The sequence below is a fragment of the Lutimonas saemankumensis genome, from assembly GCF_020171465.1.
Lineage (GTDB): Bacteria > Bacteroidota > Bacteroidia > Flavobacteriales > Flavobacteriaceae > Lutimonas > Lutimonas saemankumensis.
The window spans coordinates 27,896-52,221 of record NZ_JAIUZR010000001.1 but is presented as its reverse complement, the minus strand read 5'-3'; the positions used below and the strand labels follow the sequence as shown (position 1 = coordinate 52,221).

Below are 24,326 nucleotides of genomic sequence, written 5' to 3'. Positions count from 1 at the left end.
TGACTAATAATTCAGAGCATTTATGAATCCCTTTATTGACATACTTTTATTCGTAAAGACTTTTCAGGAACAGGACTGTAAGCCTGGCACACGGCACAGGACTGAGGTGAATTATCAGTAACTATATCAAACTGAAATACATCACCTTCTTCTATGGATTCGGGAAAATCACACAAACTTCCCAAGGCAAAAACATTGTTGTAAGAATCATTTGTTGAGGGATTGATCCAGGTCTCTTCAATTAATTCGGGATCCACATCGCCACGAACTACTTCGATAACATAATTCATACATATGCCCTTCAAAACAAGTTTTCCTGTCAATGATCCGGATTCACATTCGAGAGTCTTGAAATTCGTATTTATAAAACTATATTCTTCATCAGCTATATTTTTATCTATGTCTACAGAGAACATTTCAGGATATCCATAATCCTCATTATATCGAACTTCCAGTTTATATGGAAAAGGATCACGATTTATCTCCCTCTCTATCTGATTAAATAGTTGGTCCACAGATAAAGCGAATTCCGGCAGCTCATCAACAAGATCGTTATTGAACATCATAAATTGATCCGGAGCATTCTTAATTTCAATGCTCCAGTTATTCCCTACATCTCCAAAATAGCAATAACAAACTTTGGACTGATCGAGCTTATAGTGATCTATATTTTGAGCTTCCCAAACGTCTTTGTTTTTGTTTAATAAATTCAACTGAACCTGACGTTCAGTCAAATTACTTCCATTATCATCACATGACAGGAATACAAAGAATCCGAGAAAAAACAAGATTAATTTATAATTCACCATTTTATACCTAATTAAATTGATCATCTGCCTATCAGATACACGAATCATGCCAACTAGCAAAATTTAAGTCCCTGAAGAACAAATCAAAATTAGTTTTAAATACTTAGCAAATAAACAAAAAAAAACACCTGCTAAATCAGGTGCTTTTTTTTGTTTCTAAATTTCATTAAAAACTTTCTCAAGTAAGGCCTTGGTTGCTTTTATCCCCTCATCTTCAGAAAGTTCAACACCTTCGTATTCAATACCAACATAACCTTTGAATCCTGACTCTTTTACAATTTTCATAATCCTCAGATAATCAGAATTAACCTCGTTACCGTTTTCATCAAATTGATTCGATTTGGCACTGACACCTTTTGCAAACGGTATGATTTCAGCCATTCCCTTGTACTTGTCATAGGATTCCTCACATCCGTCCGTGCCATATTTAACACAAAAGTTTCCAAAATCGGGAAGGGTCCCTACGTTTTCCATATCTATCTTTTTCATTACACCTGAAAGCCATGAACCATCAGAAGAATATCCCCCATGGTTTTCAACAATGATATTGATACCTTTAGATGCGCCATAAACACCCAGTTTTGAAAGCCCGTCAACAGCATTCGCGGCTACTTCTTCGGCCGTACCTTCTCCTCCGGCATTGACACGAATGGATCTAGCACCCAAAAATGCTGCCAGATCAACCCATTTATAATGGTCCTCAACGGCTTTTAACCGAACCTGTGGATCGGCGTCCGCCAGGTTACCAACCAGGTCACACATGATCAATCCAACCGACACGCCTGAATCTTCACATTTCTGTTTAAATTCTGACCAGTACTCCATGTCTTCTACCTTCGTAAAATAAAAGGTGTTGACTAACTCTATGGATTTAATTCCATAGCCAGCTGCCAACTCCGGAAAATCCATTGGGTCTGCCTCTCCCTTTAAAACCGAATCAGGTGATTCCTTGATCAACCTTGCAAATTCTCTCCAATCTGTTATGGGCCCGCCAAAGTATGTCTTGTGAAGGGACCATTGTGCAAGAGATATCTTAAAATCAGATTCCTTTTCATCAGATTTTTCAACAATATCTTTGTCTGTTTTTTCTTTATCTGAAGATTTTGGGCCCGAATTGCAACTTAGGAAAAAGGCCATTACAAAAACCATCATTATGGTTTTTAACATTTGAATTGAATGTGTCATGGTAAGGATTATTAATTATCTATTTTATTATCGAATTCCAATAAATGAATCCGACCCTAAAGGTATAAAAATTAAAAGCTGATCCATAAAAAAAACACCATGATCATTTGATCACGGTGTCTTTTATAGTAGTGATTTTTGGTTAAACCTGTTTAATCTTCCTCGTTATATGGAACTGCAATAGGTTCATCGACGTCAATTCCATCATCGATAATTATAACATCTCTTCCGTAATAAGGATTGGCCAGATACCTTGGATGTCCATGATGGTAGTGATTGACACTTCTGTGAGAACTTGAAGAAGTTGAATTACTACTTCCACAGCTTGATAAAAAGAACGATATTAAAACTAATGATACGACAATACTTTTGATTTTTGTTTTCATGATTCTAATTTTATAAGATTACTCTACATCTATACCTGGGTTTTTCTAGTTAAAAAACCCTAAAATTGAATTCACAAATGAAAAATATATACATCATGTGTTCGACTCCAAGCAAGTGTTAAGAAAAAATCTTGTTGATGTTATTGGTGAAGAGGGTGGGCCGGCGCTTTGACTTGGGAGAGACCTAAGTCCAAAAAAAAAACACCGACATTTGTCGGTGTTTAAAGCTCCTCCTCTTGGGCTCGAACCAAGGACCCTCTGATTAACAGTCAGATGCTCTAACCAACTGAGCTAAGGAGGAATCTCATTTTGTTTTGAGGTGTGCAAATATAAATGTTTTTAGAATTATCACAAACGTTTTTTAAAAAATATTTCAAAAAAAACACCCTCTTTTTAACTGTTTAAAATCAGCCTTCAAAAGAGGGGTCGTTTGTGTGAATCTATTTATTAAATCTTAACCGATACCTTCCTGTTTCTCATAAAATAATCGAAAAACAACAAGGAACTCAAAGCGAATATACTAAGCCCGAAGATTGGAGAGGTAAGTAAAGCCGGCAGCTCAAATGACAATGAATTTGAAAAGGCCCCGCCTACTTTTTGTACGGCTCCATCTATGGCTTCAGAAGCTGCAGCATTCTTTTCACCTGTCAATAACACATATGTAAAAATCGATCCTACAATAACACTTATAAGTATCCATATCTTTTTGCTGATAAGGGGTTTTTCAACTACTAAAGAGCTTGCCTTTTCTATTTGAGCCATCACTCTGTCTGTAAAATTCAATGAAGGAGATTCCATTGAGGTTCTTTTCAACAATGACCCAAGAGCTAATTCCTCTTTACTGTTTTTCGCTTCAATATGATTCATGATCTTATCCGTAAAGTCCAATGAGGGTTTTTCAGCCTTCAAACTCTCTCTAATCAACTTATCTATTTTGTTTTCTTCCTTCATAATATTGTCTTTACTTCCTCCTTTAATAAAAAGGATAATTCTGTATTCAGTTTTTTTCTGGCCCTGAAGAGTTTTACCTTAATGTTACTCTGGGTAAGGCCCGTAATCTTTTCTATCTCTTCAATGGAACTGTCATTCATGTAAAAAAGTGTTACCAGATAGGCATCTTTTTCAGGTAATCTGTCAATGGCTTCCTTCACATATTTCTTCCGTTCCTCTCCTTTTATGGCATCTATCTGGGGAGATTCACTTCCTTCTGAATAGTTGTCCACTACATAGTCGTCGATATCTGAAGTAGCCACTTTCTTCTTTCTGATTTTTGTAATCGAATTTCGATACACAATTGTATACAACCAGGTTGAGAACTTTGAATCTCCTTTAAAACTATCGAGTTTCTCATAAGCCTTTAAGAAACTATCCTGAGCCACTTCTTCAGCATCCTCATGATTCTTAACAATCTTCATGGCGAGGGTATACGTCATATCCTTATACTTGTTGATTAAGTATGCGAATGAATTCGTGTCACCCTTTAACACCTTTTCGATATAGACCTGATCAGCATTTTTATCCATATACTTATAAGACACTTTATTAGGAGATGAGGTTACAAGTTACGTCAAAAAAAATTTTTAGAAAAAAGTGTAACCACAATTTTAAACCTGTCGTCATAGTTAGAAAGAAATTAATTTAAACTAAAAAACATTTTATCATGGAAGCAGTATTGATCCCGTTAATAGTATTCGCATCAATTTTTGGTGTCTTTTATATTTTCCTTAGCACAAGAAACAAGGAAAGAATGGCATTAATTGAAAAAGGTGCAGATGCCTCGCTTTTCCAAACCAAAAAAACCCACAGGTCCAATCTTACTTTGAAATTTGGTATGCTGGCGGTTGGTATAGGAATAGGAATCCTCATTGCCTCACTAATTGAAACCTATACGGTTATGGATGAGGAAGTAGCTTATCCTTCAATGATCTTCTTGTTTGGTGGTTTGTTCCTTGTAGCAAACGCCATGATCGAAAAGAAAGACAAGATTGAGGAATAAGAAAAAGAATGAAAAGAGTCTACAAAAAAAACTGTCCTTCCGGACAGTTTTTTTTTGCAAACCATTTATTATTTTCCTGTAATATGCAGCCTGTTGAATTCTTTTTCAATCACAAAGGAGTTATCGCCATTGACTTTCACCTTTTTCAAATCGAGGAGATCATGGTCAATATCAATTTTGGTAATTTTAAAAGGAAGTCCCTTAATATTTATTTTAAAGGTTTCATACGGGGTAATATACTTACCGGCCTTAAACTGCTGGATGGTAAGCGACTTCTTTTTACCAATCAACTTAAAATCTCTTAAACTAAACCTTCCTTTTTTATAGTCATAACCATCATGGGCATCTTCATAAACCTGTGAGGTTTCCTTACCCTCCTTATAATACACATCCAGCTCCAGCTCTTTGATCTCTTTTTCACCTACATATTGCTGAACAGGGTATTTCGGAATAATGGCTCCTGCTTTTACAAATATCGGCATGGAATCCAAATCTGCATCCACCCAGACTTCTTCTCCTCCTTTCCAAACTTCATTATCCCAGAAATTATACCAGTCTCCGCGAGGAATGAACATCCTTCTCCCCTTGGCATTTGGTTCTGCTATAGGGCAGGCAAGTATTTTTTCTCCAAAAATAAATTCATCGTTCCTGTAATGCGTATGCTGGTCTTCCTGATCGAACAACACAAGAGACTTTAAAATGGGAATACCTTCTTCAGCATATCTCCAGAAGGCAGTATATAAATAAGGAAGCAACTGATACCTGATCTCAATAAATTTACGGACGATATCCGTAATGTTTGATCCAAACGCCCAAGGCTCCTGATCTCCATGATCACCTGAAGAATGTGTTCTGAAAAAAGGATGAAACATTCCAAGCTGGATCCATCTTGCATAAAGTTCTCCGTTAGGTTGTTCGGCAAAACCGCCAATATCTGATCCAACAAACGAAAACCCTGACATACTAAGCCTTTGAGCCTGTATATTGGCAATGTTCAAATGGTCCCAGGTAGCAACATTATCACCTGTCCAGGTAGAAGTATAACGCTGTGTTCCTGAATAAGCCGCCCTGGTAATCACAAAGGGACGCTTTGGATAAGAAAACTTTTTTAAGCCTTGATAGGTGGCCCTGGCCATTTGCATACCATAGATATTATGAGCCTTTCTGTGACTACACCTGTTTCCATCATAGTTATGTCTTACATCATTCGGAAAGGTTTTCCCGGGAACTTCCATTACGGCTGGCTCGTTCATATCATTCCAGACTCCTTTTACACCGATTTCTTCAATTAGTTCCTTGTAGAGTCCTGACCACCAGTCACGAACCTCTGGATCGGTAAAGTCAGGGAAGAAACATTCTCCCGGCCATACTTTTCCTTTCATATAAGGTCCGTCTGCCCTTTTACAAAAATAATCCTTCTCAAGAGCTTCACGAAAAACCGAATAATTCATATCGATTTTAATACCTGGATCAATTATGGCAATGGTTTTAAAGCCTTCTTTTTCAAAGTCTTTAACCATCTTTTTCGGGTCAGGAAAATGTTCTTTATTCCAGGTGAAACATCTGAATCCATCCATATAATCGATATCGAGATAAATAGCATCGCATGGAATTTCCAATTCGCGAAACTTGCTCGTTATGGCTCTTACATTTGACTCCGGGTAATAGCTCCATTTACATTGATGGTAGCCCAGTGCCCATAAAGGGGGCAATTCATGAGGTTTTCCCGTAAGATCGGTATAGGAAGCAACCACATCTGTCATGGCAGGTCCATAAATAAAATAATAATTCATTTCACCACCTTCGGCCCAGAAACTTGTAATATTTCTTCTTTCGCTGCAAAAATCAAAATAAGACCGGAAGGTGTTATCAAAAAATATTCCATAGGCCTTCTCATGGTGAAGCCCAACGTAAAAAGGAATGGTTTTATAAATTGGATCGGTATCCCTTCCGTAAGCGTAAGAATCAGTTACCCAGTTCTCAAACCTCTTGCCTTTTAAATTGATATGTACCGGTTTATCTCCAAGTCCGTAAAAAGCTTCACTGTCCTGAGAAACTTTTGACATCTTTACAATATCGCCTCCAAATTCGTAGCTTTCCTCCCAGTGAAATCCAAGCTCATCTTCACAAATTAATTTATCATCCTTCGCATCGTAAATGGACTTTCTAAGGTCCGTCTTTGAAATCTTACATATCAATTTTGCAGTGGTAATGATATAATGCGTTTCATCCTCAGTCAGTTCAAGGTGATTGTATCCTTCACTGGCATATTTGGTAATGGCATACGAAAAATCATTGTCAAAAATTGTCTTCGTACTATATCTGAAACGAATCACACTGTCACGTCTCACGGTTACTTGTAAAACCACATAGTTATCAGTGGTAAAATAAAAAGTATCTACATCTTTTCTATAGGATACTACTTTGGAAGGAAACAAATTCCCTTTGTGTTCCAGCTCTGTATTTAAAATCATAAATCTTCATTTTGTCCGCTAAAATGGCAGAACATTTCATAGCTTACAAACCTAATAAAATTACATAGTACAAACTATAAGGATATACTAAAAATAGTACCCGATTTTTACGAACTATTCAATCAAATTAGAGAAATCATGAAGAATAGTAATATTATATACTATTTTATCTCAAAAGCCACTAAACTCAACGGAGGAAGCGTTACAGCTGCGGAAAATGGCCTTCCATCCCTCGAAGATTTCTTAATTTCGATCGCTTTGGAGTTACTTACTCCACTACCAAAATATTTCTTAAAGTCGCTGTTGAGAACTTGTTTTAATTTCCCTTTTCTTGGCAGGCCTATTTCATAGTTTTTTCGAATCACGGAGGTAAAATTACAAAGCACGATGATATCATTCTTCTCATCATGGCCTTTCCTGATATAGGAAATAACAGAATTTTCATGGTCCTTGTAATTGATCCATTCAAATCCTTCACCTGAAAACGCCTTTTCATAAAGCGCAGGAGTATTTTTATAAAATGTATTCAGATCCTTCACAAATGACTGAAGCCCTTTATGGGGCTTGTATTCCAGTAAATGCCAATCCAGACTTTGAGAGAAATTCCACTCTTCGGACTGACCAAATTCTCCACCCTGGAAAATCAATTTCGTACCTGGATGCGTATACATATAAGCATAAAGTAGTCTTAAATTCGCAAAACGTTGCCATTCATCGCCTGGCATTCTTCCTAAAAGTGAATTTTTTCCGTAGACCACCTCATCATGGGATAAGGGAAGCATGAATTTTTCTGAAAAAGCATACGCAAGACTAAAGGTAATTTCATTTTGATGATGCTTTCTGTAAATAGGGTCTCTTCCAAAATACTCCAGCGTATCATGCATCCATCCCATCATCCATTTCATACCAAAACCCAGCCCTCCAAATTCAACATCATTGGTAACTCCCGTAAATGCCGTGGACTCTTCTGCAATGGTTTGAATGCCATCAAAATTCGAGTAGACCTCTCTGTTAAATTCTTTCAGAAAATCAATTGCCTCAAGATTCTCCCTGCCTCCATAGATATTCGGCTCCCATTCCCCGTCTTCACGTGAATAATCAAGATACAGCATGGAAGCAACCGCATCAACTCTGAGTCCGTCAACATGATATTTATCAAGCCAGTAAAACGCATTACTTATCAAAAATGATTTCACTTCATTTCTGCCGTAATTAAAGATCAGACTTTTCCAGTCCTGATGATATCCTTTTCTTGGATCTGGGTGTTCATACAAATGACTTCCGTCAAAAAAGCCAAGCCCGTGATCATCTGAAGGAAAATGAGATGGAACCCAGTCCAGTATGACCCCTATATCATTTTGATGTAAACGATCGCATAATTTCATGAAATCCTTGGCTGACCCGAATCTGGATGTTGGTGCATAGTATCCTATGAGCTGATACCCCCAGGAGGGATCAAAAGGATATTCCATGATCGGCATAAATTCCACATGGGTAAAATTCATTTTCTTTAAATAATCCACCAGTTTATCGGCAAATTGATCATAACTAAAAAAAGTATTATCCGAAGCATTTCTCATCCAGGATCCCAAATGGACTTCGTATACTGCATAGGGCTTGTCTAGGCCATTTTTTTCCTTTCTGTAGCCCATCCAGTCCTTATCCTTCCATTTGTAGCCGTCAATACTGGTTATAATGGATGCCGTATTAGGTGGTTTTTCATAGGAAAAAGCGTAAGGATCCGCTTTCTCGGTCACTATATTGTTATGATGCGACTTGATTTTATATTTATACCGCATACCTTCTTTTGCCTCGGGTATAAATCCTTCCCATACACCTGATCCGTCCCAGCGCACATTAAGCCTGTGCTGTTTTTCGTTCCAGAAGTTAAAATCTCCGATCACCGATACCGATTCTGCCGAAGGGGCCCAAACCGCAAAATAAGTTCCTGAAACTCCGTCAACAGTAATTGGATGCGAACCAAACTTTTCATAAAGTCGATAATGCTTTCCTGATTTAAATAAATTGATGTCAAATTCGGTAAAAAGACTATGATTTATTACTTCTGCCATGTAATTAATGATTTATAATATTAGAGATTCCTTTTAAAGGAATCAGTGCCCATCGGGGCCTGGAGTTAAGCTCATATCCTATCTCATAAACAGCTTTTTCCAGTAAACAATATTTTAATATAAAAATGCGCTCCTGGTTGTAACCAATATTCAAATTGGCATCCTGGACCTGTTCAACATAAGTCTCCAGAAATACGCTAGTTAAATACGAATATATAATTTCCGCCGCTTCAAAAAGCGCTTCCTGGGATCTATTATAGGCCTCTGAATTGTTAAAGACGCTTGCATAAATTGCATAATGAAATGATCTGAACAATCCTGCCACATCTTTTAAAGGAGGCTGCTTTACTTTCCTGTCTCGAATGGTACTTTCAGGCTCTCCCTCAAAATCGAGTATATAAAAATCATCTTCTGTTACCAGAACCTGCCCAAGGTGATAATCTCCGTGAACCCTGATCCGTTCGCCTTTGAGTTTTGTCCAGTCGAAATTTGTAATCTTTTTTCGGATGATATTCTTTTTTTCAAGGAATTCTTTTGCCAGATCCATAGCCATTCCATCCAGCTTATGCATCTGGTTCTCCACGGTGTTAAGACGATTTTGAAACTGATAGATCAATCTGTTCTTCAACCATACTTCATAATCACCATTAAAATGATTCGGAGTAAAAGAATTGTCTTCAAACTCCGAGCCTAAAACAATATGCATCTCGGCTGTTCTCACAGCAAGCTTTCTGACCTTTACAAAAAGGTTCAAGCCGATCCAATCAATTATTTCAGGGCTTACCTGGTTAATGTCCATTCGCTCGAACATATCAATTTTGGGAAGAGAACTGATCTCAATATGTTTATGATCGAGATTTAGAAAGACCTGGTGCAATTCCTGAAGCATATAATCCCAGGCGTCTCCGTTATTTGGAACAAGCTCCTGCATTAAGGCAATGGTCACATTAACATTATCCGAATCAATAATATTCAAACTCCCCTGATAGGCAGGAGTGTTTTTAAAATCCTTGACCTCTGTTAAAAACCTGCTCATCTCATAATCAGGATTCTTGTCCGCAAAAATCCTTCTAAAAAATTTTAGGACATACCTGTCATTATAAATAATTGAGGTATTACTCTGTTCCATCCCCATAAACCTTGATGACTCATATACAACATTACAAAATGATTCACTGCGATGGTACTGGACCTTGGTTCTGTCTATCGGAACGGCTCCTAAAATTCGTTCAAAAACAAGCTTTCTAAAGGCCTCCAGGTTGATGGCATCAATAATATATCCCTGCTGGCCCTGGATCTTAATGGGAAGTATTCTGTCGCTTTTGGCAAAACTGGCGTCAGTGACAAAGGCTATGGGCAGAAAATAATGATGATAAAAGCCTTCAAAAAAATCGATTTCCAGAAGCAAGCCAAAATAAACCTCTCCATGCTGCTGAATCCTAAAATATTCACTGAGTTCTATATATTTCAGTTTGCTGGATTTACCACCATACCATCTTTGCTTCAGGATATAGTCTTCTAAAACTTCCGATAAAAATATTTCAATAAAATCCTTATTATCGAGAAGCTCTTCCCATACCCCTTCAAATTCAAAGGCAGACTGTAATTTGTTCTTTAAGGCTTTCTCTGCCATGATTTACTTAATTATTTCAAAAATATGAAAAGGCATGTTTGGATGTAATTCAACAAAATTCCATTCTCCTTTCCATGTATAGCTTACATCTGGTACAATATCTCTGATCTGCAAATCCTGATCATGGCCAATTCCAAGGTCCTGGGTCGGAAGTTGAACCGTTCCCCGCTGGGCGTGATGATGATCTAAACTGACCACAACAAATACCTCACTGGTTCTCTCATCGTTCCATTTGTAAAAGGCAATTATTTGATCATTATCAATATGACAGAATTTAATATTATTTGTTTGTTGCAGCGCCTCGTGGTCTTTTCTGGCCTGGTTGATCCCTGATATAAGTTTTATCAACCAGTTTTCAACTGACCAGTCATAATGCTGGACTTGAAATTTCTCAGAGTCCAAATATTCCTCTCTACCGGGTAAAGGTGCACTGATCATTTGTTCAAAAACCGGTCCGTAAATCCCTAAATTAGAGCTCAAAGTTGCCGCAAGGACATAGCGCTGAATATGTTTGGACTCATTGGCTCCCTGTAAATGATAAGGATTAATATCCGGGGTGTTGGGCCAGAAATTAGGCCTCATATATTCCCTTTGTTCCGTCTTGGTCAGTTCTTCAAGATAGCTGATCAATTCATGCTTATTGTCACGCCAGGTAAAATAGGTATACGATTGGGAATAGCCCTGCTTAGCCAGTTGCTGCATTATTTTAGGCCTTGTAAAGGCTTCAGCGAGAAAAATAACATCGGGATATTTTTTTTTGACCTCATTAATGATCCAGTTCCAAAAATAAAACGGTTTGGTATGCGGATTGTCAACCCTGAATATTTTTATACCGCAATCGATCCAGTAAAATAAAATATCCAGGCACTCCTTCCACAATCCTTTAAAGTCGTCAGATTCAAAATAAATAGGCAGTATGTCCTGATACTTCTTTGGGGGGTTCTCAGCATATTGAACAGTTCCGTCAGGCCTCCATTTGAACCAGGATGGATGATCCTTAACCCAAGGATGATCAGGGGCAGCCTGCAGCGCATAGTCCATCGCAATTTCAACTCCAAGTGCATCTGCTTCCTTGATTAATTCCTTAAAATCATCCACACTCCCCAACTCCGGGTGAATATCCTTATGACCTCCAAATTTGGAACCAATTCCCCAACAAGACCCTACATCTCCTTCCAAGGCATCGGTTGTATTATTTTTTCCCTTCCGATTGACTTCCCCTATGGGATGAATGGGAGGGAAATAAAGGGTGTCAAAACCCATCTCAGCTACCCTGCCAAGCAGCGGAATACATTCCTTGAAGGTTCCATGCCTGTTCTCTTCTTTTGAGGAAGATCTTGGGAAGAATTCGTACCAGGTACTAAACAGCGCTTTTTTCCGATCCACATAAACAGGGAGTTCCTCAGAGGAATTTACCAATATTTTTGCCGGATACTTTTCGAAAATTTCTTTGAGCCTTTTCGATTCAGATTCTATAATGGCTTCTTTATAATCGCTTTCGTTACCAAACAATGAAATAAGACCCCTTAGATACTTCTTTTCATCAGCATTCGACTTTTTTACAACCTCTTTGAGATAAAGGATCCCTTCAGATAACTCTGAACTTACATGCTGCCCGTCTTGAATCTTTCTGCTGATCCCATGTTGCCAGTTTAGGGCGTAATCTACCCAGCCTTCAATTTTGTAGGAATAATAGCCTTGTTTCTCAACTTTGAAGGAACCAAACCATTCATCATTATGTCCGGGATGCATCCTTGCCTCTTTCCACCTTCTGTCACCTTGATGCTTGTAAAGTATGGAAACCCCCAGTACATCATGTCCGTCAGCAAGCACATCTGCCGAAACATGCACCAACTGGCCCACAACTCTTTTTATGTAATAAGCTCCACCGTTAATTTGAGGAGACACACGGTCAATTACTACTCTTTGCTGCTTTTGCATGTCAATAATTCTAAATTACATATCCTTTTTCAATGACAGCTCCTTTCTTTATTACGACAATTCCATCTTTAACACAGTACGTTTCAGTTTCTCTGTCTTTTTGATGAGGCCCTCCATTAATCCTCACATCATCTCCGATACGACAATTTTTGTCAATAATTGCATTCTTTATAAAACATCGTTCTCCAATACCCATCAAAATCTGGGTTTTTTTCTTTTCAATATCATCCAGGGTCTCATACCAGTCATTACCCATCATGTAGGTGTTGATCACGGTGGATTCGTTTCCAATTCTGGAACGTATTCCAATGACCGACCTGTCAATTTTTGCAGCATGGACGATACATCCCTCTCCAATTACGCTCCTGTTCAAAGTCGTTCCTGAAATTTTTGAAGTGGGAAGCATTCTTGCTCTGGTATAGATTCGTTTGTTTCGATCGTAAAGATCAAAGGCTGGAATATCATCCGTCAATCCCAGATTTGCTTCAAAAAAGGAATCTATATTTCCTATATCGGTCCAGTACCCTTCGTATTGATAGCTGACCACCTTGTGCTTATCGATGGACTGTGGAATAATTTCTTTTCCAAAATCGTTGGTGTCGGGATCATTCATCAACTCGATCAGTAAATCCCTGTTAAAGATGTAGATTCCCATGGATGCGAGATAATTACGTCCGGCTGCCTTCATATCGTCACTAACCTCCGAAGTCCAGTCTGGAAGTAAACTTGAATCGGGTTTTTCAATAAAAGAGGTTATTTTGTTTTTTTCATCAGATTTAAGAATCCCGAACGAAGTGGCCTCTTTTGCATTTACAGGAATTGTAGCTATTGAAATCTTCGCTTTACTTTTTATGTGTTGCTCCACCATCAGGTTATAATCCATCTGATACAACTGGTCTCCTGATAAAATCAAAGCATATTCAAATTCATGTCTTAGGAAATGATGCATACTTTGCCTGACGGCATCCGCGGTACCCTGAAACCAGGTATCGCTCATAGGGGTTTGTTCAGCGGCCAGAACATCCACAAATGCCTGGCTGAAAAAACTAAAATGATAGGTATTCTTTATATGTCTGTTGAGGGAGGCAGAATTAAACTGTGTCAACACATACATTCGTTTGATCTCTGAGTTGATACAATTCGAAATTGGAATATCGACCAATCTGTATTTACCCGCTATCGGTACAGCAGGTTTTGAACGACTTTCTGTAAGGGGGTAAAGTCGAGATCCCTGTCCTCCTCCGAGGATAATTCCTAAAACTTTTTTAGTGAACATATTTAATGGGTTAAAGATTTGTATAAATTTAAATATTCTAGCGCTGAATTATTCCATGAATGATCAATTCGCATACATTTTTTTCTTATTTCAAGCAGTTTTTTCTTGTTTACATACAATTCTATGGCTCTGTAAATTGAATCCGTTACATCTTTGACAGAAGCCTGAACATGACATATTCCAAAACCATCGTCTCCAATATCCTTTACTGTATCGTTCAGTCCTCCTGTTCTTCTCACAATGGGTATGGTACCATATCTCATGGCGTACATTTGATTCAAACCGCAGGGTTCTGTTCTTGAAGGCATTAAAAGAAAATCGGACCCTGCATATATTTGATGCGCAAGAACCTCATCAAAACCTGTAATACAAGCTAAATCTGATTTAAAATGAACAGTCAATGAACTTAATTCGGCGGAGATTTCTGCTTTTCCCTCACCTAAGATTAAAATGCTTATATCCTTCCGGAGCAAAGCTTTGTACACAATTCCCGGCAGTAAATCAGCCCCCTTTTCAACCACCAGCCGTCCGATAAACGAAAACAATGGTTTTTTAGGGTCCAGAGAAAACCTCCTGCATAAGTCAACCTTATTTACCTCCTTCCCTGATGTGAGATCAGTTCCAACAACAGATGAGCTCAGTGGCTTATCCTTCATTACAGTAATGATTTGTACAATCCTTCCACTTGTTTTGCAATAGCGATCCAGTCAAAATAATCTTCCACTCTCTTTCTTCCCTTAAGGGCCATATCCCTGGCCAGCTCCTTATCATTGATCAGTTTGTTGATTCCAGCCGCCATATCTCTTGAAAACTTATCCGGATCAACCGGTTCAAAAGGCGCCACATCCTGTTGCTCTAAAGAAACCAATATACCAGTTTCCCCATCAACAACTACCTCCTTAATTCCTCCTACCGCACTTGCTACAACAGCTGTTTCACATGCCATAGCCTCAATATTAATAATTCCAAAAGGCTCATAAATTGAAGGGCAGCAAAACACATCTGCATGAGAATACAATTCAATGACCTCCTCTTTTTCCAACATGACATCGATCCAGATGACATTATCCCTTTCTCTTTTAACCTCGTTTACACTATCCTCCATTTCCTTTGCGATCTCTGGCGTATCCGGGGCCCCGGCACATAATACCACCTGAGTATCAGGATCAATATATTTAATGGCATTGACCAGATGGATAATCCCTTTTTGCCTGGTAATCCGACCCACGAACAACACAAATGGTTTACTTGTATCAACTCCATATTTCACCAAGGTCTTATCCGTTTGGGTAACTACATATTCCTGAAGATTAATCCCATTGTAAATAACCTTAACTTTATCCGGATCTACATTAAAATTCTTTAAAACATCCACCTTGGTTTCTTCTGAAACAGCGATTATGGCATCGGCCATTTCAATAGCCGTTTTTTCAACCCATGAAGAGGCGTCATAACCTCGCCCCAACTGTTCCCTTTTCCATGGCCTCAGGGGTTCGAGAGAATGTGTTGTTATAACAAGAGGTATTCCATAACAGAGTTTGGCCACAATACCGGCAAACTGTGCATACCAGGTGTGACAATGAACTACATCCGCATCGATCTCTTCGGCATTCATATGTATGCAGGTACTCAATGTTTTAAAAACCGCTTTCAGTTTATCATTGGATCCGTCAAAAACCACATTGTCATAAGGGAAACCTTTAACAGATAAATTTCCATCCTTCTCATCCTGATCCCCAAAACATCGCACATCCATCTCCATCAATTTTGCCAGTTCTCCCGCTAGGTATTCAACATGAACTCCGGCTCCGCCGTAAACATATGGTGGAAATTCTCTTGTAAAAAAAAGTGCTTTCATTATTTTGTGGCTTTTATTGAATAATTTTTCACCAGGTTGGAATCCAGTTCAGGGTTCCAAAGCTCTGTGTCGATACCATTGAGGATCCCGGAAAACTTTTCACTCTCATCGCTTATAAGTTTTTCCAGACCATTCGCATTTGATTTTAATTCCTCGAGATATCCTTTCGAAACAGTGGTTACCCTCCAGGAACATTTTATGGCTGTGGCCAAAGGGTTTATGGAACCATCCCAGTCAATTATACCCATCTTCTTCAGGTCAAATTCAGGAAAATACCTCAATTTATCATAGCCAAACTGACCCTGATATTGGGCATTGTGAATGGTAAAAACAGTTGGAATTTCCTTTAATGACTTATATGCTCTGCCATGGGACATTAAAAAAGCCAAAAAACCGGTCTGATGGTCATGGGCATGAATGATGTCTGGTTTCTCTTCAAGACTGAGCACCCATTCCAGAACAGCAAGTTGGAAAGCAAGAAAACGTTCCACGTCATCTTCATAGGAATACACTTTAGGCCTGTCAAACAACCCATGGATATCAACCAGAAAAACCGGAAAATCCAATGGTTCAACAGGGGTTAAAATCTCAAAGTCATAATGCAGCTTTCCAAGCTTCAAATGAGCCTGAAATATTGAATTGAAATCATTTGAATCTTTAAACTCATTGTCATAAAATGGCATAATTACCTTTGAGTCAACACCATTTTTATTCTGATATTTTGGCAATGCCCCCAGGACATCTGCTAACCCACCAACCTTGGCTACAGGGAAACACTCGGCGCTTACGTGTAGAATTTCCATAATAATTAACTGACAAAAAAAGTTATACCACTGATAAACAACGGTATAACATTATTAGTTTGAATTTTTTAATATATAAATAATTATGGTATTCTAAAAATATTGTCTCCGAATATAAATACCACTTAAAGATTCAAGAATAATTTTTTCAAAAATCAATCAATTAAGTATAGAAATCATTGATTCTTAATTGTATCAATAAATCCATTCAAAAAATCGTGAATGTCAAGAATTTTTCCAGTACTGCGGCTTGGTATCCTCAGATAATTGATTCCAGTATTCCTGATTCACAATATGGTTTCCATCAAGTGTTTTTAAACGCCTTTGAAAAACATATACAGTAGGGTTAAATACCATATCAGTAACTCCGATGGTGTAAAGCTGTGGTTCCTCTTCACTTTTTCGTTTTTCTTCTTGAACTAGGACCTCGAAATCATTAACTTCAAGAAGTTTCTTCAAAAATTCCATTCGATCCTGGTCAATTTTTTTCTCGACAAAGGTGACCCGAGTATCACCAATTGCACCAAACATATGTTTTCCTTCTAAAGCCATAAGTTTAAAAAATACTTAGTTGATAAATATAATCATACACCGGGCTGTAAACACCTATAAAGAGGACACCAACAACCGCTATCAAAATACCCAGTTTCATACTTACACTACTTTTGAAATAGGGTATTGGCGTATCGCTTTTTCTGAGAAAAATGGCCCTTACTACCAATAAATAATAGTATAACGAGATGGTTACATTCACAACGGCTATAAACACAAGCAGGTACATTCCCTGACTGGCCGCAGCAGTGAATAAAAAGAACTTTCCAAAAAATCCTGCAACAGGAGGAATTCCTGCCAGAGAGAAAAGTGCCAGCATCATCACCAGGCTCAGTTTTGGATTTGTTCTGTAAAGGCCTTCGTAATCACTCATGTTTTCTTTTCCGGTTTGAGATGAAATGGCCTGAATAACACCAAATGCAGCCAGATTGGTAAATACATAAATAGAAACAAAGTAAACAACAGTAGATACCCCCAGCTGATCATTTGACAGCATTCCCAACAAAATAAACCCTGCCTGGGCTATCGATGAAAAAGCAAGAAATCGTTTCATATTCTGCTGCCTCAAAGCAAATAGGTTACCTATGAACATGGTGGCTATGGAGACCATGTAGAGCAAATTGGTGCTTATTATATCAAATGGCTTCATCACCGTGAAAACGATAATCATCAAAATCAAAACGGCCGATCCTTTTGAAATTACTGATAAATAGGAAGTAACCCCAATGGGTGCTCCCTGATAAACATCCGCTGTCCAGAAATGGAAGGGTACAAGAGAAATTTTAAAAGCGAGCCCAGAAAAGAAAAATATGAACCCGAGCAGACTTAGATTTGAATAGGTTAAAAGCGAGACTATTTCTGCAAAATATATGCTTCCTGTTGTAGCATAGATCAATGATACTCCAAAAACCGAAGTTCCTGAAGCCAACGCGGATGACAATATAAATTTGATACCGGCCTCTGCAGAAACCCTTTTATTGGTCTCAAATGCCACCAGTGCCGCAATAGGGAGCGCAGAAAGCTCCAGACCCAGATAAAACATGAGGAAATCACCCGAAGAAATCATAAAATACATTCCGAGTAAGGATGAAAACATCATCATAAAAAACTCGGTTGATTTATGTTCTTTAACCAGTACCTCTTTTATCCATCCCGAAGACTGTAACAATATGATCAGCACCCCAACATTCAATACATTTTTAAAAAGATGAATCAGTTGTGTTGTATGAAACATTCCTCCAAATAAAGACCCGTCATCCAGGTGCATGAACCCAATCACTGTATGAAGGCCAAACAATCCTATCCCCACATTAACCAGTGTTTGTTTATTGCTCATGAAAATTTCCATAATCACAAGAAGCAGGAGTACTGCCAGCAAGATCAGCTCTTGTCTCATTAATAAAAACCCTCCTAAATCCATATCTTCAATTATTACTTGTATTCTAATTATTATCCTTTTTATCAATCACCTCAACTTCTGAGGCAAAAACCAATTTTTAAACCAGTCGCTCAATAAACGGGGTTAAACTCTCTCTGATCATGTCGCTCAACCAGATAGGAGTGACACCCATAAAAACAATAGGAATGAGCAAGAGGATGACCCCTACCCTTTCATACCAGGTTGCCTTTTCAAACTGGTTAAACTCTTCATTTTTTACGGGGCCCATCAACATCATCCCAACAACGCGTAAAATATAAACCGCTGTCACTACAATTGCGGAAACTGTAATTATTGTTGCCACCCTGTGGAACATATCAGGATGCTCAAATGCACCCACAAATATTTGCATTTCTGCCATAAAACCGCTGAATCCCGGCAATCCAAGAGAAGCCAGGCCTGCAATTACATACATGGCTGAAATAAAGGGGATTACTTTTAAAAGACCACTCATTTTTCTCACGTCACGCGTATGCGTCCTACCATAGATCATTCCAATCAAAGCAAAAAATAAAGCTGTCATAAACCCATGGGATAAAGATTGCAAAATTGCTCCGTTCCATGCGGTTTTGTTGACCATCAGCAGGGCAAATAATACCATTCCCAAGTGACTTACAGAGGAGTACGCATTGATATATTTTAAATCGGTTTGTTTAATGGCTGCCAGGGCACCATAAAAAACACCTATCACTGATAAAACAATAAAAAAGTTTGACCAGGAAATTGCTCCTGCAGGTAGGAGGTACATAGCTACACGAAATACGCCATATCCACCAAGTTTCATCAATACGCCAGCGTGCAACATAGATACAGCCGTTGGAGCCGAAGCGTGACCGTCAGGAGACCAGGTATGGAAAGGAAACAGGGCACCTAAAACCGCAAATCCGATAAAAGTTAATGGAAAAAAAAGATTTTGAGCTTCATAAGGAATATTGACCTGAGCTATTTCAAGAATATTATACGTTAATGCTCCACCTTCCGGATTAGAATTAAAATAGATCCCTAAAATTCCGACCAGTAAAAGAGCGGAGGCTCCCATAAGCATCAGTGTAAGTTTCATGGCTGAATATTCCTTTGGTCCGGAACCCCAGATCCCAATAAGTAAAAACATCGGAATCACAGCAATTTCATAGAACAGGAACATGGTAAACAGGTCTATTGAGATAAAAAATCCAAATACCCCGGTTGCCAATACAATTAGTGCAATAAAAAACTCTTTATGCAAATCTTCCATTTTCCAGGAAATAAAAACACCTGCCAGCACCACAATGGAGGCCAGTACGATCATGGCAACAGATATCCCGTCTACCCCTATGGTATAATGGATATTAAACCTTTCAAACCACATATAATCTTTCATGAAAACCATGATATCGTCATTCACTTTTCTTTCCTGAACATAGGCATATATCAGGTTCAATGACATTAAAAATTGTACCATCATTCCAACAGCGGCGATCACTCTGGATTGTTTCAAATTCTTTGAAAATATCAAAACCAAAATAGTTATGACCGGTACGACAACAAATAAGCTTAGTATATCCATCCTATTACTAAATAATCCATTTATAAATAAATATCATGGCCAGAATAACGGCACCTGCAATAAATGCAAAAGCATAATCCTGAACCCGTCCTGATTGAATTTTCTTGATTTTTTCCGAGCCCGATACTGTGGAATTTCCGATAAGATTCATGGTTCCGTCCACTACATTCTTGTCAAACCAGGCAAATGGAGCAGAAATCCTCTTAAAGATGATCTGTTTGGTTACAAATAAATACAGTTCATCAAAATAAAACTTGTCAAACGCCCATTTGTACAATTGCCCAAAAGATTTTGCTGTTTTATCGGGCAAACTACTTGGCTTTTTGTAAAACAAATAAGCCAGAATAATCCCAAAAAGTCCCACACTCACGGCTATTGCAGCAAGCGGATAATTCAGGTGGGCCTCGAAGGGCTGCCTGTCGGCAGTAACATACTCGCTAAAATGCACATAACCTGCGGCAACACTCATGAAGGCCAAAAATATCATGGGCCCGGTCATGGAAACAGGAGACTCATGAGGCGCGTGTTTGTATTGCCTGTTCGGTCCCCAGAAAATTCCAAAATACAATCTGAACATGTAAAAAGCGGTAAGGCCGGCTACAAGAACACCTATGACATAGATGAGTCGATTATGCTCAAAGGCGGCTACCAGAATTTCATCTTTACTGAAAAAACCTGCAAATCCCGGAAATCCTGCAATTGATAAGGCAGCTATTAAAAAAGTGATATGGGTAATCGGCATGTATTTCCTCAGGCCTCCCATCTCCTGTAAATTATTGCTGTGAATGGCATGGATTATTGAACCGGCGCCTAGGAAGAGAAGGCCTTTAAACATGGCATGAGTGAACAGGTGGAACATGGAAGCCATATAACCTAACCCGTCATGACCTGAATAACCGGAAACACCAAGGGCTAGCATCATATAACCTATCTGAGACATGGTTGAAAAAGCCAGAACCCTTTTTATATCGTTTTGTGTTAGCGCTATGATTGCCGCAAAAAGTGCAGAGAAAGCCCCAACCCAGGCTACAACGTTTAATGCATATCCGCCTTCCACAAAATAGAATAGCGGAAACAGTCGGGCAACCAGATATACCCCCGCCACAACCATGGTTGCAGCATGTATCAGAGCCGATACCGGTGTTGGCCCTTCCATGGCATCAGGTAACCAGATGTGCAATGGAAACATGGCTGATTTCCCGGCACCTCCAATAAAAATCAGTAATAGCCCCCAGGTAATAACGGAAAGCCCCATAAAAGAAAGAGATGCCCAATTTGCTATTACGCTGCCATCCAGATCATTTAATATAGCAAAATCAAAAGATCCTCCATAATAACCAATAATCAATATCCCGATCAAAAATCCGAGATCAGCAAATCGCGTCACTATAAAAGCTTTTTTTGCCGCGGAGACGGCTGAAGGTTTTGTGTAATAATAACCGATCAGTAAAAATGATGATACTCCCACAAGTTCCCAGAATATATAGATCTGAAATAAATTGACTGCCAGTACCAGACCCATCATGGAAAACGTGAACAGAGACAGGTAAGCAAAAAACTTTGTGTAACCCGGATCTCCTTTCATATAGCCTCTACTGTATAGATGAACCATAAACGAAATTGTCGACACTACAATAAGCATCATTACTGATATCTGGTCAATGAGAACTCCCATATCAATATAGAGCGATTCGTTAAAAGTCATCCATCTCCATTGATGCGTGAATGACTGATAAACCCCATCCAGCTGGCCTGCTACAAAGAAATACTGATAAGCCGTATAATAAGATAAAACCAAGGTTGCAAGAAGTCCTAAAGAACCAATCCACCCGGACACGGCAGGTTTGATGCGGTTGTAATTGATCCCCAGCAAAAGGAATACTGCTAAAGGGATAAGCGGAATTAAAATCGTATAACTAAAATCCATAATTAGATTATTTCACTGATTCAAAATTTCATTATTTCTGTATCCTTGACTTCGACCGATGTTATCAGTTTATACAAGTTGATGACGATCGCAACGGCAAGTGCCGTTTCCGCCGCCGCTATGGCAACTATAAAAACCGAAAAGAATACCCCCTGAAGATTTTCCGGAAACAAATAAGTGTTGATCACAACAAAGTTGATGGCCGAGGCATTCAGTATCAGCTCAATTGATAACAACATCGTGATCAAATTCTTTCTTGTTAAAAATCCGTAAACCCCGACAAAAAAAAGTATGGAAGTCAAGGTCAAGATCTCATATATGCTAATTCCCTGTATCATTAGGTTCTAATTTTATTGTTCTAAACGTTTACCTTTTGCAATTACAATGGCACCTATCATTACGGCAACCAACAATACACTGATCACCTCAAAAGGAAGGATAAATCCTCCGGGGCCATAACTCAACATTCCTCTACCAATTTCAGCTATCTCAACAGCCCGGTAATTTTCAACCGACTGAAACTCATAGGAAAATAGGGCATATAAAGTAACCGAAAGTCCCAGCACACTGAGTAAACCTGCAAATATCCGCTGAGACATTTTTGAAACTTCGAGCCTGAGCTCAATGTGATGCACCAGCAATACAGAAAAAATGATCAAAACGATCACCCCACCTCCATAAACGGCCAATTGAATAGCAGCCATAAAGGCATAATCAACCAGAAAATAGATACCTGCAATTCCTATCAAAACGAATAAAAGGTAAATCACTGCTCTTAGCATTTTTCTACTTGAAACCGCTTTAATCGCGAAAACGATCATGATCAAAGCAATAATATAAAATACAATTCTTTCCATACTATTAATCTTCTATTCCTGCTTTTACCTTAGAGCCAGGTTGATTCAATACTTTAGTTAGGGCGCTTCTGTCATATACAGAATTTTCATAATTCTGGGCCCAGACAATGGCATCGGTTGGGCAAGCTTCGATACATAAACCGCACATGGTACACATAGATAAATGGTAAATATGCTTATCGATCATTTTTTTCTTTTTTCCGGTTGCCGGATCTACCTGTCTGTCCCAGACGATCTCAATGGTACCATTAGGACAGGCTATTTCACATTTCTGACATCCGGTACAATGGTGTTCATTATTTTCATCATGAGGCATTACAACTTCTCCTCGAAACCGATCGAACATTTTTAAACTATCTCTGTTATCCGGATATTGTTGTGTTATACTGCCCTTTCGAGCGCGAATAAAATATCCACCGGTAACACTCATTCCTGTGAATAAGGTTTTTATTCCGTGATATATATCTGAAAAGTAACTCATTATCGTTCTTTAATCATTTATTAAATTATCCAATTCAACCAAATTACAATTGCCATTATTACGATATTTACCAAGTTTATTGGCAATAAATACTTCCATTCCAGGGTTAATAACTGATCTACCCTCAATCTAGGGAAAGTCCACCTGAACCACATCATCAAAAAGATAATGATCAGTACTTTAATCAAAAACCAGATCGATTCAGGGAACCATGTAATATCATCGGTGATTCCAAAGGGAGATAACCATCCTCCAAAAAATAATACCACAGCTATGGAGGCAATAATAAACATATTGATAAATTCCGCTAAAAAGAAATAGGCAAATTTCATCCCTGAATATTCGGTGTGGAAACCTGCCCCTAATTCAGACTCTGCTTCTACCAAATCAAAAGGTGCTCTATTGGTTTCTGCTGTTCCTGCTATCATAAAAATCATAAAGGCAATAATTGCAGGAATATGTCCCTGTACGATCAACCAGCCCCCGGTTCTTTGTATTTCAATGATTTCAGACAGTTGCAATGTTCCTGTCAACAATACCATAGTTAAGATGGACAGCCCAACGGACAATTCATAACTAATCGTCTGTAATCCGCTTCGCATGGCACCTATCAAGGCAAACTTATTGTTACTGGCCCATCCTCCCAATAAAATCCCAATCACACCTATAGAAGAAACTGCCAATAAAAAGAACACACCTATATTGATATCAAAGGCCTGAAATTGTCTTGAAAAAGGTAAAACGCTAATCGCTATTAATGCAGAAACAATTACAAAAAAAGGAGCTAAATTGAACAAAAAAATGTCCACTCTTTCCGTACTTGTCAATTCTTTGGAAACCAGTTTTAAGGCATCTGCCATAGTTTGAAACATTCCTCCGGGCCCTACTCTGTTTGGCCCTAACCTCAGCTGAAACCAAGCGGCCACTTTGCGTTCTAACAATACTAAATACAATCCTGCTACCGCAAATAGAGCGAGATAAGCTGCTGCAATTAAAACCCAAATTGTAACCGTAGCAGCACTTTCAGGCATGATCGAGTAAATCCAATCACCTATTGTTTTTGTTATGCTTAATGTTAAATTCATCATTAAA

Annotated in this window: 22 protein-coding genes and 1 tRNA gene; 1 reads left to right on the top strand and 22 read right to left on the bottom strand. The window is 38.5% G+C overall.

Annotated features, from left to right (window positions below):
* Window positions 1–32: 32 nt before the first annotated feature.
* From LCM02_RS00250 to LCM02_RS00225, 6 genes are all read right to left on the bottom strand, one after another.
* Entirely contained in the window at window positions 33–809 is a 777-nt protein-coding gene (locus LCM02_RS00250) for a DUF6174 domain-containing protein (protein WP_224926300.1), read from the bottom strand.
* 156 nt (window positions 810–965) lie between these two features.
* Window positions 966–1,994, bottom strand: coding sequence for a sugar phosphate isomerase/epimerase family protein (locus LCM02_RS00245; protein WP_224926299.1), 1,029 nt, complete (start codon window positions 1,992–1,994; stop codon window positions 966–968).
* Between the two features lie 152 nt (window positions 1,995–2,146).
* Entirely contained in the window at window positions 2,147–2,380 is a 234-nt protein-coding gene (locus LCM02_RS00240) for a hypothetical protein (RefSeq protein WP_224926298.1), read from the bottom strand.
* A 227-nt stretch (window positions 2,381–2,607) separates the two neighbouring features.
* Window positions 2,608–2,681 (bottom strand) — tRNA-Asn (locus LCM02_RS00235).
* A gap of 146 nt (window positions 2,682–2,827) precedes the next feature.
* Window positions 2,828–3,331 carry a hypothetical protein gene (locus LCM02_RS00230; RefSeq protein ID WP_224926297.1) on the bottom strand — a complete coding sequence of 168 codons (504 nt, stop codon included), beginning with the start codon at window positions 3,329–3,331 and terminating at the stop codon, window positions 2,828–2,830.
* Window positions 3,328–3,903: an RNA polymerase sigma factor gene (locus LCM02_RS00225; protein ID WP_224926296.1), complete on the bottom strand. Its 576-nt coding sequence runs from the start codon at window positions 3,901–3,903 to the stop codon at window positions 3,328–3,330. The genes LCM02_RS00230 and LCM02_RS00225 overlap by 4 nt, the downstream gene beginning before the upstream one ends.
* A gap of 137 nt (window positions 3,904–4,040) precedes the next feature.
* Between LCM02_RS00225 and LCM02_RS00220 the strand changes: the two genes are divergently transcribed.
* Window positions 4,041–4,376, top strand: coding sequence for a DUF6249 domain-containing protein (locus LCM02_RS00220; RefSeq protein ID WP_224926295.1), 336 nt, complete (start codon window positions 4,041–4,043; stop codon window positions 4,374–4,376).
* A 68-nt stretch (window positions 4,377–4,444) separates the two neighbouring features.
* Here the strand turns inward: LCM02_RS00220 and LCM02_RS00215 are convergent, their stop codons facing one another.
* The 16 genes from LCM02_RS00215 to nuoH form a co-directional block, all read right to left on the bottom strand.
* On the bottom strand, window positions 4,445–6,850 hold the full coding sequence (locus LCM02_RS00215) for a glycoside hydrolase family 31 protein (protein ID WP_224926294.1): 2,406 nt from the start codon (window positions 6,848–6,850) through the stop codon (window positions 4,445–4,447).
* 161 nt (window positions 6,851–7,011) lie between these two features.
* Window positions 7,012–8,922: a 1,4-alpha-glucan branching protein GlgB gene (gene glgB, locus LCM02_RS00210; RefSeq protein WP_224926293.1), complete on the bottom strand. Its 1,911-nt coding sequence runs from the start codon at window positions 8,920–8,922 to the stop codon at window positions 7,012–7,014.
* A gap of 4 nt (window positions 8,923–8,926) precedes the next feature.
* Window positions 8,927–10,555 (bottom strand): trehalose synthase, encoded by a 1,629-nt coding sequence (locus tag LCM02_RS00205; RefSeq protein WP_224926292.1) that lies wholly within the window; start codon window positions 10,553–10,555, stop codon window positions 8,927–8,929.
* Window positions 10,556–10,558: 3 nt separating this feature from the next.
* On the bottom strand, window positions 10,559–12,496 hold the full coding sequence (locus LCM02_RS00200) for an alpha-1,4-glucan--maltose-1-phosphate maltosyltransferase (RefSeq protein WP_224926291.1): 1,938 nt from the start codon (window positions 12,494–12,496) through the stop codon (window positions 10,559–10,561).
* 10 nt (window positions 12,497–12,506) lie between these two features.
* Entirely contained in the window at window positions 12,507–13,772 is a 1,266-nt protein-coding gene (locus LCM02_RS00195) for a glucose-1-phosphate adenylyltransferase (protein ID WP_224926290.1), read from the bottom strand.
* A 2-nt stretch (window positions 13,773–13,774) separates the two neighbouring features.
* Complete coding sequence (locus tag LCM02_RS00190) at window positions 13,775–14,428, bottom strand: glycogen synthase (RefSeq protein WP_224926289.1); 654 nt, start codon at window positions 14,426–14,428, stop codon at window positions 13,775–13,777.
* A complete protein-coding gene (gene glgA, locus LCM02_RS00185) occupies window positions 14,428–15,630 on the bottom strand; it encodes a glycogen synthase (RefSeq protein ID WP_224926288.1) in 1,203 nt (400 codons plus the stop codon). The genes LCM02_RS00190 and glgA overlap by 1 nt, the downstream gene beginning before the upstream one ends.
* On the bottom strand, window positions 15,630–16,433 hold the full coding sequence (locus LCM02_RS00180; RefSeq protein ID WP_224926287.1) for a glycogen synthase: 804 nt from the start codon (window positions 16,431–16,433) through the stop codon (window positions 15,630–15,632). Before LCM02_RS00180 ends, glgA begins: the two co-directional genes overlap by 1 nt.
* A gap of 225 nt (window positions 16,434–16,658) precedes the next feature.
* Window positions 16,659–16,985: a hypothetical protein gene (locus LCM02_RS00175; protein WP_224926286.1), complete on the bottom strand. Its 327-nt coding sequence runs from the start codon at window positions 16,983–16,985 to the stop codon at window positions 16,659–16,661.
* A 4-nt stretch (window positions 16,986–16,989) separates the two neighbouring features.
* On the bottom strand, window positions 16,990–18,405 hold the full coding sequence (locus tag LCM02_RS00170; RefSeq protein ID WP_224926285.1) for an NADH-quinone oxidoreductase subunit N: 1,416 nt from the start codon (window positions 18,403–18,405) through the stop codon (window positions 16,990–16,992).
* A 76-nt stretch (window positions 18,406–18,481) separates the two neighbouring features.
* Window positions 18,482–19,969 (bottom strand): complex I subunit 4 family protein, encoded by a 1,488-nt coding sequence (locus LCM02_RS00165; RefSeq protein WP_224926284.1) that lies wholly within the window; start codon window positions 19,967–19,969, stop codon window positions 18,482–18,484.
* Window positions 19,970–19,976: 7 nt separating this feature from the next.
* Window positions 19,977–21,896 carry an NADH-quinone oxidoreductase subunit L gene (gene nuoL / locus LCM02_RS00160; RefSeq protein WP_224926283.1) on the bottom strand — a complete coding sequence of 640 codons (1,920 nt, stop codon included), beginning with the start codon at window positions 21,894–21,896 and terminating at the stop codon, window positions 19,977–19,979.
* Window positions 21,897–21,916: 20 nt separating this feature from the next.
* Window positions 21,917–22,234, bottom strand: coding sequence for an NADH-quinone oxidoreductase subunit NuoK (gene nuoK, locus LCM02_RS00155; protein WP_224926282.1), 318 nt, complete (start codon window positions 22,232–22,234; stop codon window positions 21,917–21,919).
* 12 nt (window positions 22,235–22,246) lie between these two features.
* Complete coding sequence (locus LCM02_RS00150) at window positions 22,247–22,753, bottom strand: NADH-quinone oxidoreductase subunit J family protein (protein ID WP_224926281.1); 507 nt, start codon at window positions 22,751–22,753, stop codon at window positions 22,247–22,249.
* Between the two features lie 4 nt (window positions 22,754–22,757).
* The gene (locus LCM02_RS00145; protein ID WP_224926280.1) at window positions 22,758–23,234 is read right to left on the bottom strand and encodes a 4Fe-4S binding protein; all 477 of its coding nucleotides are present in this window, start codon (window positions 23,232–23,234) and stop codon (window positions 22,758–22,760) included.
* A gap of 20 nt (window positions 23,235–23,254) precedes the next feature.
* Window positions 23,255–24,319 carry an NADH-quinone oxidoreductase subunit NuoH gene (gene nuoH, locus LCM02_RS00140; protein ID WP_224926279.1) on the bottom strand — a complete coding sequence of 355 codons (1,065 nt, stop codon included), beginning with the start codon at window positions 24,317–24,319 and terminating at the stop codon, window positions 23,255–23,257.
* Window positions 24,320–24,326 lie beyond the last annotated feature (7 nt).